The 13,926-nt window shown below is 38.3% G+C and carries 11 protein-coding genes; 2 read left to right on the top strand and 9 right to left on the bottom strand.

All coding sequences use genetic code 11. From position 1 onward, the window contains the following. From H740_RS10835 to H740_RS10820, 4 genes are all read right to left on the bottom strand, one after another. Positions 1-3,154 (bottom strand): calcium-binding protein (locus H740_RS10835; protein WP_002953816.1); only part of this gene is annotated, 3,154 nt, incomplete at its 3' end. A 21-nt stretch (positions 3,155-3,175) separates the two neighbouring features. Beyond that, on the bottom strand, positions 3,176-4,819 hold the full coding sequence (locus tag H740_RS10830) for a hypothetical protein (protein ID WP_002953815.1): 1,644 nt from the start codon (positions 4,817-4,819) through the stop codon (positions 3,176-3,178). 4 nt (positions 4,820-4,823) lie between these two features. Then, positions 4,824-5,864, bottom strand: a complete 1,041-nt coding sequence (locus H740_RS10825; protein WP_002953814.1) for a calcium-binding protein — start codon at positions 5,862-5,864, stop codon at positions 4,824-4,826. Positions 5,865-5,879: 15 nt separating this feature from the next. Beyond that, positions 5,880-6,668 (bottom strand): hypothetical protein, encoded by a 789-nt coding sequence (locus H740_RS10820; protein WP_002953813.1) that lies wholly within the window; start codon positions 6,666-6,668, stop codon positions 5,880-5,882. An 864-nt stretch (positions 6,669-7,532) separates the two neighbouring features. On the opposite strand from H740_RS10820, the gene H740_RS10815 reads away from it, so the two are divergent. Beyond that, a complete protein-coding gene (locus H740_RS10815) occupies positions 7,533-7,874 on the top strand; it encodes a response regulator (protein ID WP_002953812.1) in 342 nt (113 codons plus the stop codon). A 24-nt stretch (positions 7,875-7,898) separates the two neighbouring features. Next, a complete protein-coding gene (locus tag H740_RS10810; protein ID WP_002953811.1) occupies positions 7,899-8,087 on the top strand; it encodes a response regulator transcription factor in 189 nt (62 codons plus the stop codon). 694 nt (positions 8,088-8,781) lie between these two features. Here the strand turns inward: H740_RS10810 and H740_RS10805 are convergent. The 5 genes from H740_RS10805 to H740_RS10785 all read right to left on the bottom strand — a co-directional run bounded on the left by H740_RS10805 (position 8,782) and on the right by H740_RS10785 (position 13,792). Next, positions 8,782-10,113 (bottom strand): hypothetical protein, encoded by a 1,332-nt coding sequence (locus H740_RS10805; protein ID WP_002953810.1) that lies wholly within the window; start codon positions 10,111-10,113, stop codon positions 8,782-8,784. A gap of 159 nt (positions 10,114-10,272) precedes the next feature. After that, the gene (locus H740_RS10800) at positions 10,273-10,596 is read right to left on the bottom strand and encodes a hypothetical protein (protein ID WP_002953809.1); all 324 of its coding nucleotides are present in this window, start codon (positions 10,594-10,596) and stop codon (positions 10,273-10,275) included. Positions 10,597-10,842: 246 nt separating this feature from the next. After that, on the bottom strand, positions 10,843-11,121 hold the full coding sequence (locus tag H740_RS10795; RefSeq protein ID WP_002953808.1) for a type II toxin-antitoxin system RelE/ParE family toxin: 279 nt from the start codon (positions 11,119-11,121) through the stop codon (positions 10,843-10,845). Then, positions 11,118-11,363, bottom strand: coding sequence for a hypothetical protein (locus tag H740_RS10790; RefSeq protein WP_002953807.1), 246 nt, complete (start codon positions 11,361-11,363; stop codon positions 11,118-11,120). The genes H740_RS10795 and H740_RS10790 overlap by 4 nt, the downstream gene beginning before the upstream one ends. A 233-nt stretch (positions 11,364-11,596) precedes the next feature. Next, positions 11,597-13,792 carry a tyrosine-type recombinase/integrase gene (locus tag H740_RS10785; RefSeq protein WP_002953806.1) on the bottom strand — a complete coding sequence of 732 codons (2,196 nt, stop codon included), beginning with the start codon at positions 13,790-13,792 and terminating at the stop codon, positions 11,597-11,599. Between the last annotated feature and the right edge of the window lie 134 nt (positions 13,793-13,926).

The raw sequence follows: 13,926 nt of genomic DNA, 5'->3' as shown, positions 1-13,926 counted from the left end.
CGTTGCCGGTTCCTCCGTCTATAGTATCGTCACCTTCTCCGCCGTATACGGTATCATTTAGCTCTCCGCCTTGAATATTATCGTTTCCGCCATTGCCTTTAATGATATTGCTAAAACCGTCATAGCCTCGCATATTATCATTTTCTTCGGTGCCTATTATGTTTAACTTAATGTCTTCAATCTTTAACTTTTCGCCGTTGGCAAATTCAAGGGCTTCTATTTTATTGGCGTTATTGATTTCTCCGGCTAAAATTATATTTTTTATGGTTATAGAGTCGTTTTGCGAATTAGCAAAAGTTAATACAATGTCTCCATAATAACCTTTGCCGATTTTAGTGGCAATCAAATCTTCTTTATTAATGCCTTGCCCGAATTTTATAACGTCCGTTCCACCCCCGTCTATTATCGTATCTTTGCCGTCGCCTTTATTATAGATATATACGTCGTCGCCTATGCCTCCGTTTAGAGTATCGTTACCCGCTCCTCCTATTAAAGTATCGTTACCGCTACCGCTTTCTATTATATCATCTCCTTCTCCGCCGTCCATAGTATCGTTCCAGCCTTGACCGTAGAGCTTATCGTTTCCTTCGTTGCCGCTCATTATATTATGGAAATGAACGTAGCCTATCAAGGTATCGCTCTCATTTGAACCCACTAAAGATAGCTTTTTAATATCTTCAAAGCTTAGCTTTTCACCGTTTTCAAACTCAAAGGTTTCTATTTTATTTTCTTCGGTTACTTTATTGCTAGCGATTATGTCTTTTATGGTTATGGAATCATTTGGGGAGTTTTTAAAGGATATCTTTATATCGCTATACTCTTTGCGGCCGTCAGCATTTACTCGTTCGCTTCGTTTGACAATTAAGTCTTGTTTAGAGATACCTTGACCGAATTTGATAGTATCTGCTCCTCCGGTATCATAGATAGTATCGCTTCCGTCGCCTTTATTGTATACGTAAATGTCGTTTCCGTTTCCTCCATCTAGGTAGTCGTTTCCTTTGCCTCCGGTTAGGGTGTCGTCTCCATCATTGGCGTATACGATATTATTCTGATCGTTTCCTATTATGGTGTCTGAGTATACGGAACTGTTTGTTCGTTCTTGATCAGCTCTATTTATCACAAGAGGAGTATTTTTGTATATATCGTCGGTACTCATAAAAGAGCCGTCCGCAAACTCTATTTTATCTATGCCTCTTGAACTTACGCTATCGCTAAACATATCTTTTACGGTAATAGAATCGTCGGTATCTTTTATTTTTATTAAAAGATCATGCCTATTAGCGCCCGCTCTTTCAAAGATTAGGTCGTTTTTAGTTATGCCTTCTTTAAATTTAATGATATCTGTGCCTTTGGAGTTTTGTTGATTGTAGTAGTATGAAATATTATAATTTCCTTTATCGTCTATATTAAATCGTCCGTAATCGGCGTCTAGCGCATAGATAACGTCTTGTCCGTCCCCTCTTCCAAATACGTAAGTATCTCCTCCCGTATTGCCTACTAAGATATCATTTCCTTTACCGCCTTCTAGAGTATCGCTACCTCCTCCGCCGTAAAGCGTATCGTTTCCGTCGTTACCTTTTAGTATATCGTCGGAATAGTATCCTTGGATTATATTATCCTTATCGTCGCCTATCAGGGCAGCTGCCTTTGCTGCGTTTTTGTCCAAAGTAGTTCCGTCGGCAAACCCGAAACTCATACTAGACGACTCAGAGTTAAAAAAATTCATAATAGTTATTTGTTCATTAGTATCCCTTATCGTTACCAATAGACTGCCGCGGCTTTCCGTAAAAGCCACTTCATCTCTATTAATATCCTTAAACTCTACTATATTGCTACCTTGCAAATCATATATAATGTCATTGCCGTCGCCTTTATGGTAGATATATGTATCGTTGCCGGCCCCGCCGTAGATAGTATCGTTTCCTTTTTTGCCGTATATGGTATCGCTAGTAGTGTAACCCCTTAAAACATTATTCTCGTCGTCTCCGGTTAAAGAAAATTGTACGTCATGGATGTTCATAATACTTTCATCCATAAATTTAAAAGCAAAATTAACGTAATCTCTTTGGTAGCTATGCAATACATCTTTTATGGTTATAGTCTCATTGCTCTCTTTTATTTTAATAATTAGGTCATCATTATTTTTTAAGAACTCAATCCCGTCTCGTCCGATATCTTTAAAATATATTATATTATTGCCGTTAAGATCTCGTATAATATCGTTTCCATCTCCTTTTTTGTAAATATAAGTATCGTCGCCTTCTCCTCCCATAAGAGTATCATTGCCTTTTCCGCCTATTAATGTATCATTGCCTTTGTTTGTAATAATAGTATCATTCCCACCCTTTCCATCGATAGTATAGTTGGCGTCAAAAGCCCCCACCAGTTTATCATCGTTATCGGTTGGATTGATTAATAGCGGATCTATAAAGTCTTTTTCCAAGATTTCGCTACCATCCGCAAATACTATCTTGGATATTTTTGAATTTAATTGTGCATAATCGTAAGATAGATAAAAAACATCTTTTACGCATATAGAATTAGCGCCGGCTTTATCGGAAATAATCAAATCACGGTCATTTCTGTTAAATACCAAATCGTTTTTGGTAATATTGTCAGTAAATTTAATTATATTATTGCGGTCATAGTAGTTTTCTATTATAGTATCGTTTCCCCAATTTCTGCCGAATATATAGGTATCATTGCCACTTTCTCCGTATAGTTGATCGTTTCCTCGTCCTCCTATTAGCGTATCGTTGCCTAGATCCGCATGCAAGACGTCATTGCCTTCGTTTCCGTAAATCGTATCATTACCGTTATTTCCATAAAGAATATCATCGCCTCTGCCACCACTTAATGTATCATCTCCGTTACCACCCCAAATTTCATCATTTCCTGGTCCCGCATCAAAGGTGTCGTTATCGTCCGTTAGATAAAGCTTGTCGTCTTTATCGGTAGAATTTAGCGGAGTCAGCTCAAGAATTTTATTGAAATCATAAACGGTTCCATCAGCAAACGTTATCGTTCTAACGGTGTTATTTCCTATCGCAGGGTTTACGGAGAAGAAATTTTGGACGGTTATGCTGTCACCGTCTGCTTCGCTACCACTCTTTATTGATATTATGAGTTTGTCTAACTCTCTTTTAAAGCTCACATCGCCAGGAGCTATGCCTTCTTAAAATTTTTTTTTATCGTTACCTGCCGTATCATAGATAGTATCTTTACCGTCGCCTTTAGCAAATGCATATATATCATTTCCGCCTCCACCATAAAGAATATCATTCCCTTTGCCGCCTACTATAAAATTGTTTTCAAAACTTCCATTGATCGTATTGTCATCGTCGGTTCCTTGAATATAGGTATTTAAGCATAGAGATAAGAATTTATTATCACTGCTGCAAAGACTTATCAAGTTTGTTTTTAGAGTTTCCTGAAACACAGGCTTATATGCGCCGGCCTCTCTGACTATATCCATTAAGTTTTTGATTTCGTCATGCCGATTGTCTTTATATAGTTGAGTAAGCTTAGAATTTAAAGCGTCGAATTTATAGCTTGGTTTTACATTATTTTCCAAGCTCATAGTTTCCGTATCCAAATCAATATCGGCATATGTAGTTTGAAGCTCTATCGTTGCGTAGACGTAGTGTTTAAAGACGTCAAATCTTTCTTTGATGATATTGGCAGATATTCTGATATTTTCATCATTAAAGTTTCCGTGCCAAGTAAACGGTTTCCCCGTAATCTTTTCATAAACATTTACCATCCTGCTATCGATGGATATAGTTCTGGAGTTTGGGTCCATATCATTTACCCCAGCCCATTCATAGACTATATCGTTTATGTGTTTCTTTCTATCTTCAGGGTTTAGCATAAGATATAGATTTATCATAGCGGCTAAAGTATCACTCTTGCTTGCCGCTATCTGAAGTGAATTTAGATTTCCGAATGCTTTGACCTGAGGAAGAGATCTTATTTCAAGCGGGATATTTATATCTTCTTCTTTTGTCTTATCCAAATTTACTTTAAACCATACGTCATTGGCATTCAAAACGGAGCCGTCTTTAAGAGTAACTTTAGAGCTTTGCTTTACCGTATTTGAATTTTCATCCATAGCTATCTCTTTATAGTTTAAATCTATGCTTTTGATATTGTTATGGGTAAGTGAGCTAAGCTCTCCTTCGTCTGTTATACCGTTTGAATTTGCATCCTTCCAAATTTTAAGCTTACTAAATATCTCATCCTTTTCATCTATGACATTGTCATTATTTAGATCATAAGCCTTTAAAGCTTCATATCCGTTGGTAGCTTTTTTATCCGTATATCTGTATATGGTATTTGAGATGGTATGATTTCCAAACAGTTCATTTCCGTTATCTATCTTACCGTTACCGTTTTTATCCAGTACCAGTAGTCCGTCATCCTTTTCTATCCAAGCCGTAGCTTCTTTAAAACCATTATTATCATGATCGAAATGCACCGTGTTATTGAGTTTGGTAGATGTTATACCGTTTTTATTGAAATCTATTACTATAGGATCGTAGGTTTCAGGAAGATCCTCTTTTGGGTCACGGTCATCGTCCTTTATGGTTACTCCCAACGGAGTTATGGACTTTACCTTTATATTATCCGAGTGGGCATATACGCTCACGCTAACGGCGACATTTATGTCTTCATTGGACGTAGTATTTCCGTTCCAGCTCAGATATGTAGTATCGCCATATACTTTCTTTGAAAAAAGCGCATCATAATACTCCTTCGGGACATCCCCGTAAAACACATATCTCTCTTCGCCGCTATCGTTTAGGACTTTTACTATCATCCATTCATTTTTTTTCCAAGCTTCTATTCAGCTCTATCTTATAACCTTCACTATGTTTTCCGTTACCTTGCTCAGACAAGACCGTTTTACCCTTTATGCTTATTGCTATATCGTCGGCCTCTAGTAGCGTTATTCCCAGATCGTTGTTGTCTTTATTAAATCCTTTTACGGTGATCTTATTATTTATTATCAGATCGTTTCCTTCTATTTTATACCAACCGTTCTCCCCGATATAGTATCCCGATTTTTTATCAAACATTCCTCCGGTATATTGTTTTTGGGTTGCGCTATCAAATATCCTTCCTCTTTTATCGCTATCGTCTATTATATCGCCGTTATTTACGAAATAATCATCTGCTCCTACTCCTCCTATTAAAAGATCTCCTCCCCCGTGTCCTATTAGGATGTCTTTGTTGGCACCTCCGAAGAGGACGTCGTTTTTATCTGAGCCCGATATAAAATGCATTCCGTTTTCGGTTAGAGATCTTGCGTATATAGTACCGTCGCGCATAGTTAGATACATCATACCGTTTTTTATTTCAGGCAGGTCGGTCGTTACACCTCGAAGTTCTTCTATCCTTTCTTTAAGCCATTTATTGATATCTAGCTCTGGAGAGCCGGTTGCTTTGTTTATTAGATTTCCGATGCCTATGCCAGTAGTAAATAAACCAATTGCCCCAGATAATGGCTTATTGAAAAACCCTATAGCCAATTCTACACCAAAATCTAATCCAACATCTACTAATGCACCAATCATCATTGAATCAAGACCATCTTTCAGTCCGTCTTGCACGGCAGTAAAACCTATGCCCACACCCTTAAAGGAATTATTCAATTTCCTTATTCCTTCCTTAAGCGCATCTCCTCCTTCTAGTGGGGCTGCTGTTAAAGATGTCAAAATATCATAAACTTTAGCTACATCTTTCATTTTACCAAACTCTTCTATTATCAGCTTGGTTAAACCCGCATTTTTCAAAAGCCTCTCATAAGCTTTATCAAGCTCATGCTTTGCTTTGGCCTCTCTACTGCTTACATCGTTACTCATTGTTAATCCTTTCTATTAAAAATAAACTTTATCTATCTCATCGATATTTATGCCGTGTTTGGATAAAAAATATCCTTTTACTTCCTTATACGCCTCTTTATCGACTATCGTGATCGTGTAGTAGCTGCTATATGAAACACCCCAAAAACTACCGGGTTTGTGATAAGGCTTGTCTATGCGGATAATCGGAAAAGATGAAAATTTTATACCCTTTCCTTCGCTCAAGACAAGGCACATAAAAAACTTAGTCAGTAAATTCCCGACAATATTAAATACAACAAAACCAAGAGCAAAATATGCAACATATGAAGATAGCGTAATGACGTAAATAGCTATAGGCGCTACGGCTAGCCAATAAAGCCAATCCGTAGGTTTTTCACTGCCGATAAAAAACGGTTTATAAATAAACTTCCTTAAATCATCGCGTTTTGAGACGAATACTCTTTTGCCTTTTTCATAAAATTCTATACTGCCGTTTTTTATCTTTAAAACGGGTTGCTCTTTTTTATATCTATAAAATTCGCCTAGCGCAAAAATTAGTATCAATAAAAATACAGGCAGACAACTTATTAAAGCGTCTATGATGTCGGTATAATCGTCATAACTATTTAAAACTACTGCACCGCATAGTCCGATCATCAATTGCGCCATTTTTAACAAAATCTGATATGATTTTTCATAGTTTTTTACTATTATCGGCTCTTTATTGTAGTCTCTTGCAAATTTCTTTGAGCTGGAATTTGTCAAATTTGAGTTTTGAGGATTGTTGGTTAAATTTGGAGTTTGTTCGTTTGCCGTATTCAAATTTTACTCCTTTGAGTTGTTGTATTGACCTAGTTAGTCACTGTTTTTATACACCTAAAACATAATGCTATCTCTAAAAATACAAAAATATTTTTTGATAATGATATTCTACTATTGTGTATTTTAAGTTATCATTAAAATTTGATATAAATCTGCTTATTTAAATTCGTATGAAATTTAGGGGCAAGCCTTAATATTTTAGACCCGTTATTGTATGCTTTGGCGGTATCGGTTATAGTTCCAAAAGTGCCATATGAGTTTAAATTTGTATATTAAAACTTAAAGTTCTTAAAAACAATAATGTCTAAATGCTCCGCTCTACAAGGCTTAATGTTTCTAAATCGGTTTTTCAAAAATCCGGACCGTAGCGGCTTGGAGCGCTCGGCTCATGTTCGAGCAAATAGTCGGTCTCGTTCATTTTACTATCTTGTGCAAAAAGAATACCATTTAGTTTTTCCATCTTTTCGCCGTCGAATTTTAAATCCCTATCGTATTAAAAACTCTCGCCGTCAACGGGGCGCTAGTCGTCGCTACGGTACTCGGCCTCTGTCTGGCATAAACCCTACATACTAAGCCGCCTCTCCGCTCAACCAGAATCTATATCGACTGCCACTCGATGGGTACGTTTTGTCCTCTTGGTAACGCAGTGCGCATGGGGCAAAACACCACCTGTCTTAGCTACCCATGTGTCACACGATTTCATCGGAAAGTATAAGAGACGGCTTGCATCGCATTTATATGTTTACTTCTGATAGATAAGGCGACGCGGTTAAAATTAACGATGGCTCTTGGATGCTAGCCTACTTGAAGCGCTAAGGCCGTATGCTGGCAAGATAGAGCTGACAATCGACGGCAAAACGGAGCTTGATATCTGTTTTTACGCAGGATTTTAACATTGTCGTAAGCGATATAAATTTACCCAAAATTTCGGACTTTAGCCTGGTGCGCCCTATTGAAGAGGTGGGCAAAAGCGCGCCGATCATCTTTATCACGACCTTTAATAGCAGGTACAACGTAGAAGCAACGATCAATCTCGGCGCAGAGACGTTTTTGCACAGGCCTTTTAGTTTACAGCGGCTCTACGGCGCACTTTTAATGACCCTGGGTAAGGCCCGTAGCGGACGCATGAGCCTTGGGCGTGGGTACTTTTACGATACAGACGCAAAGAAGCTGTTCGCGGCGCGAAGAGGCGGTGCGCCTGACTAAAACCGAAGCCACGCGCTTGAAATTTTGGTCGCGAACGCCGGCAACGTCGTGAGCTTTGAGAGATTAGAACCAAGCGCGTGGCGCTACAAACAGACCACGCCAAATACGATGCGGATGTACGTCAACAAACTGTGCGCCAAAACCTACCGTGAGCTCATCATAAACATGCAAAGATACAGCTATAAGCTCGGAATCCCGCAAAGAGAAGGCTAAATTTGTTAAATTTAACTCATTCAGACGCCATGCCCAAACTGCAAAATTTTATTTTTTAAGGTCAAAGACGCAACAACTATACAGTGTATTTCTAAAAATAGACGATGGTGTTAAGAACTGGATTTAACCGACGACAAAAATAACGGAATATCTCTACGAACGGATAAGGTTCTCAATATAACGAGCCCAAACAAAATTCTGAAGATACTAGGCGGCACCAGAAACAGACTAAATCTTGATGGTCATGAATATACCTCTCCATGGGGGGGGGTGCTACACGACCAATGAAAAAGGTATTACATATGATATATACCAAGACAACGACAACGGAACGACCTTGCAAGTTCAACAACGGCTTGATATAAAATAACGATATTTGTACAAATAAAAATTTATCTATTAAAATCCGCCCAACAATACGACAAACGGGCACTTTGCTCTAAAACGGTTATATCATATAAAATAATCCAAAACCGTTAACCCTACAAAACCAAACCATATCTGTACAAGATATTTTAGCTTAAATTTGTAACCCCATAAAATACGGCATTTCGCTCTTTAAGCTTCGCCGTGTCTTATCGCCTATAAACCTTAAACTAAAAACACGCTTTTTTAACAGCCATGATTTAGGGCTTTCCTTTCTTTTGCTATTGAAAATTGAGCTTTCATAAACAACGGCAAGATTTTTCGACATTTAGCGGCTTATTTCATAATTTTGCGATCTTTGCGGCGTATTGTATTGAACCGTTTCGACAGTCGGGTCTATTTTGACGTTTTTCCCCGACTTTTCCAATTCTGCGTCTTGATATGCTTCCGCAACGCTTCTCCAGTGCTCTACCGCTTCTCTAGCTTTTTCAAGCATCACCGTTGCTTTGCGTAGCTCTCCTTTGACTTCGTCGCGTTCTTTTATTGCGTCGTCTCTTTCTTTTTTGATTTTTTCGAGTTCCGCGACTCTTAAATTTTGACCGTAATTCATAGCTATAGACATTTGATTGGCAACGATTTTCATAACGTCGTATGTGCCGTTATTTAGTGCTTGCGAATACTTTCCTACTATAGTATGCCCGCCGTCTTGTTTTTTATCGCATTTAAGCGTATTAATAGAATTTATTATCGCTCCTTCCGTAGCACTTTTGATTTCGTTTTTGAAAGCCTCTAAGAACTCTGAGAATTGTCGATCGACGTTTTCAAATGTCAAAGGCTCTTTGGCTTTGAGTTTTTGCTCTACAGCCTTTTTAATCGCTTCTAATTCGGCATAGTCTTCTCTTGAAGCTCCGAGTTTTTTAAGTTCGTCCCTAACCTCTTGATTCATTTCTTTTAACTTTTTTAAGGTCAGTTTCTTGACGACTTTTTCGATGATTTCTGGTTTTTCTAAAGCCATTTTTTCGGCGATATCTGGACGAGCTAACATTTTTTTATACTCATACGCCGATAAATGTTTTCTACCGGTTATCTCTTTTGAAATTCCGCGTTCCATCCCGAGAATTTGCGCGACGTCCGTTTGAAATTGCGATATTTTCTTTTTTCGCTCCGCTAAAGTGTACCCCTCTGTTGTTCGCATCTCTTTGCGATACAGACTCGTCCCATCTAGCGGGTCCAGAATGCAAAAGCGGACATGACCGTGTACGTTCGCGATGAAATCGCCAGTTTGTGGATCATAGTGTCCTTCGTCTCCGTGAATCGTCAGCAAAGTAGGCGTATATCCAAATGTTTTTTCCGTAAGTTTTGCAATGCGTTCAAGATCGGCCAATGTATGATGCTCGCGCATATTAACGACGAGTTCAATGAAAGCGGTCTTGCATTGAAATTTTTGATTATGTGTTTCCATGTATTTTTGACTGCGCTCCTCGAGCAGTCTCGCCTCTATTTCCTTTGCCGCTTCGAAACCCATGTTTGCAACATTACGGTGCTCGTGCTCAGGAAAACTTGAAAGTGGCTTGTTTCCATATCTTGTATTATGCCAAATACCGGCAGCAAACGCCTTGTAAAAATTTGCGCTGGATTTTGCCCGATTATCTCTATACATTGCTACCTCTTTTTTCGTATGGCCTTGCGCCTAGAAAAAAGCTCACGGCATCGCACTCCGTAAGGGGTGCATAGTGAGTTCACTATACGGCTGGCGCCGCTCGTTCGCAAAATGGACCCGCAAGGGGTCTCATTTTGAAAAGACGCCAAAAAGAAAATACTACTGCGCCGATGTAGTATTTTGCTGTTTTGGCGTAGTCGGCGTAGCTACGAAAGCAGGCTCTACTCTGACGTTCGCAACGCCTAAACGCTCATTGATTATCGCATTTACGTCGTTTTGATATTTCTCGCTTGCCGCAAGCGCTTCATCAACCTCTTTTTTCTCTTTTTCGAGTGCCTCGATAGCCTTTTTTAAAGACAACTGCTTAGATTTCCATCGGATTTCTGCTTGTTTTAGCTTCTGAAATTTCGTTTGGAAATCCGTATCTTTGCTATTTACGATTTCTTGAACTTGTTCAAGCCGTGTTTTTCGTTTTGTACTCATTTGGTCTCCTTTTATTTTTATTCAATCCTATCATGATCATTAGAAAAATGGAAGATAAAAGAGCAGTTAGCGATTGGAATTTTAAAGAGATATAGTATTTTAGGGGGTTTTAAAAGAAATTATTTTTTAAAAGTATTTGCAGGCAAGGAAATTTTAGAAAAGATTCAGATTTTTCCCGTTTTTGCTACGAATATATGCAGCATAAAACTTAATAACAATAGGATGCGCTAAACCTACGCCGGTCGGTTAATAATCCGGCAGATTATGTTTATATATGGATAGAATTTTAATGTAGTCCGGTTTAATACGAAAAACTATTACGTAGCCTTTAAAAATTAAGTCTCTCGTATCCTCTCGTTTAAGTAGCTTGTTCTTGCGAAAACTATAAGGCCTGCTTGGAATTTCCAGGATTTTGTCATACAAGGCATCGTTAAATTCGGTCGCTCTGTTAAGGCTATCTTGAGCGATAAAATTTAGTATTCCATCCAGCCCATTACCGAATTTATCCGAAAGAACTATTTTCATAAAGATGTGCCGAGCTTTCGTAAATGCTCTTTAGAGCGCTCTCTCATTTCATCAAAGCTATAGTATTTTACCTCGCCCCTATCGTCTGCGTCAGAAATTTCTTGCAAATGCTTCGCATCCGCAAGGCTTAGCTCTCCAAGGTCATCGTCATAGGTTATTTTAGCTTTTGGATCTAGCCGTAAAATAGCCCTTATAGCCTCTATTAGGTTGCTATTATCGGTTCGTATGTTAATCGAGGTCATCTTATCTCCTCAAATTGATTTTAAAGTATTATACCACATCCCCTAAAAAGAAGTCGCCTTGCCGTACGCACAAGCGCGCAAGCAAAGCAACGAGGGGCAAGGGAGTAAAATGCGTATCGCGGCACTTCTTAATTTATCAAACGATTACGTTTGTGCTTGCCATAGCTTTTAAAAACGCAAAAATTTCGCTTCTTACGCAAAGAACTAGGTTGCGTCCTTCGACTTTAAGGGCATTACTCGTTTTGTTCCCATTCCTCATTAACTTCTGTAAAATTTATCTTTTCGACTAAGCTTTTTAAAATTTTCATATTGACGGGTTCGCCGTAAGTATTTATGGTGATCTTATATTGTTGCTCGTGACCCACTAGAGCCGCTATATGCTCTATCCTCTCGCCGCCTTGAATTAGCTTGTTTATAAAAGTATGCCTAAGAGAATGAAACGTCCTTGTTTTATCGTCTTTTATTACCCTTACGTTGATCTTTTTTCTAAAATATTCCGAAAAGTCTTTATTGTCGCAATTAAATAGTCTTACGGGCTTACCGTTTTTAGCGCCAGATTTCTTTTTACTATCTATTAGTTCAAAAAGTCCGATATCTTTTAATTTAGGGTGAGCAGGTACGTTTCTTATAGAGTTTTTAGTTTTTAAAGTTTTGCTTCTATCGGTATTTACGTCAATCTCCATATTTAAGCTAAAACAAACTACGCCGTCTTTGGTTATTATATCGTCGGTATTTAGCTGTATTATTTCTTTTAGCCTCATTCCAGAATACGCTGCGATATGGGTTACGAAAAACAGTTCGTCTTTATTTACTCTTTGACTTTTCGTATCGCCGTTTTCCTTGATATCGCCGACGATGGCTAAAAGAGCGTTTACGTCGCTATCTCGGTATGGCTTTTTATTTATAACGTCATCGGCGGTTAAGGTTATTTGAATATCCGTGGCGGGATTTTTAGCGAAGTAATCGCTGTCGTAGCAATATTTAAAAAATTCGCAGATTCTAACTATATATTTTTTGATAGTAGACTTGGAAATTTTCGGCTTATCCTTTGCTATAGCTATGATCTCGTCTAAGTTCTTGTTTTTATAGAGATTGTTTTGAGAGAGTTTGGTCGGGAGTATAAGCAAGGTATTTCTAAATTTGAGCAAATCGTCTCTTTTTATGCTTTTAATATCTAAGTCGCCGCTAAAGTACATAAACATAAGCTTTCCTACGTGATTAACTAGCCCTAGGGTGCTATCGCTCCAGCTACTAGATACGCTAGTGTTAGATACGTAATTATTAAAAGCCGTTTTAAGAGTAATTACGTCCGTTCCGGCTTCATGCTCGTTTACTACGGTAGCTAGGGTTTTACTAGATTTTAGCCGTTCGCTCAGTGCTTTGGCTCTATCTGCGATAATGCCTTGAGATAATTTAATAGCTTGATTTAACGTAATGTCGTTAATATATTCAGTATCGTCGGCATTGGTAAGCTCTGGCGCCACATCCAAGTCGCTCTCTTCCAGGTCTTTTAAAATTATGCCTTTATCCTCATAATCGCTCGCCTTATACACTTTAACGCAACCTCCTAAAGTAGAGTCGCCTAGATTGCCGTATCCGAATTTTAAATCTCCGCTTGGTTTATCGTCCCCATCCGGCAGCAATTTATGTCCGAACAGCCTAAAGATATCGTTCGTCGTCAATGCTCCTTTTTGCCTAGCCAGGGCATTTATCGAATCGGTTAGTTCCGAAACGCTGTTTTTTAATGACTTTTTAGTAAAAGGAAGCACCAGATCGCTATCTTTTAAAAGATCTATATCGTCTTGGTAGGTGCTTATATCTATATTTTCGGTAACTTTGGCTATCTCGTTTTTAACGTCGTCGTTTAAATTTATATTTTTACGTTTTTTATTGAGCGGTACGAAGGCTTGTTGTTTATCGTTTAACAGTTTTTGATTTTTAGACATTTTATAAGATATATGATTTATGTTGTCGATAGTAGCTTCTAGTAGTCTTTTACCTAGAGCCTTCTTGGTTGAGATATCGGCGCAAGATAGCTTCTTGCATATCTCGTCGACCTCTCTTGATATCGTGCCGGGCAAGCTGTTTTCCTTAAGGCTTTGTTTTAGATATAAATTAAGCGACAATAATCCGTCTATACTTATATATCTGCCGAGCAAATCATGCTCTTTGACGCTTTTGATTTCCTTGGCTTCCAAAAGCGTAAACACTAAATGCTCTATAAATTCGCTACCCAAATTCATCTTAGCCGCCTTTTTAATCATATTAAAAATTCTAGAGTAAATCTTAGCATGATTCATCGCTAAAGTGAAGCGTTTTGTGCGGGTAGAGTTTGTATATTCGGTTTTATTGCCAAAATACGGCTTTAAATATAGCGGAATGGCTATTCTAAAGTGGTATATGCCGTTTCGTTTTACGAGATATTGCATTGTCGTCGTTATGCGATAAAAATTGTAGCAAACTGTAGCAGATATTTAAAGAAATACTGGCTGTATACCGTTTTTTAGGCAATTTGGCGCGAATTTCAATAATCCCTCATAAGCCGGAGGTCGGGAGTTCAAGT

This window comes from Campylobacter showae CC57C (genome assembly GCF_000344295.2).
GTDB classification, from domain to species: domain Bacteria; phylum Campylobacterota; class Campylobacteria; order Campylobacterales; family Campylobacteraceae; genus Campylobacter_A; species Campylobacter_A showae_B.
The sequence above is the reverse complement of the archived record's forward strand: the minus strand, read 5'-3'. Positions and strand labels throughout refer to the sequence as shown.

Bases quoted from the DNA above. Each gene is read 5' to 3' on its own strand.
- H740_RS10800 (WP_002953809.1), bottom strand. From the start codon at position 10,596: ATGAGTACAAAACGAAAAACACGGCTTGAACAAGTTCAAGAAATCGTA.
- H740_RS10790 (WP_002953807.1), bottom strand. From the start codon at position 11,363: ATGACCTCGATTAACATACGAACCGATAATAGCAACCTAATAGAGGCT.
- H740_RS10785 (WP_002953806.1), bottom strand. From the start codon at position 13,792: ATGCAATATCTCGTAAAACGAAACGGCATATACCACTTTAGAATAGCC.
- H740_RS10825 (WP_002953814.1), bottom strand. From the start codon at position 5,864: ATGAGTAACGATGTAAGCAGTAGAGAGGCCAAAGCAAAGCATGAGCTT.
- H740_RS10805 (WP_002953810.1), bottom strand. From the start codon at position 10,113: ATGTATAGAGATAATCGGGCAAAATCCAGCGCAAATTTTTACAAGGCG.
- H740_RS10830 (WP_002953815.1), bottom strand. From the start codon at position 4,819: ATGATAGTAAAAGTCCTAAACGATAGCGGCGAAGAGAGATATGTGTTT.
- H740_RS10795 (WP_002953808.1), bottom strand. From the start codon at position 11,121: ATGAAAATAGTTCTTTCGGATAAATTCGGTAATGGGCTGGATGGAATA.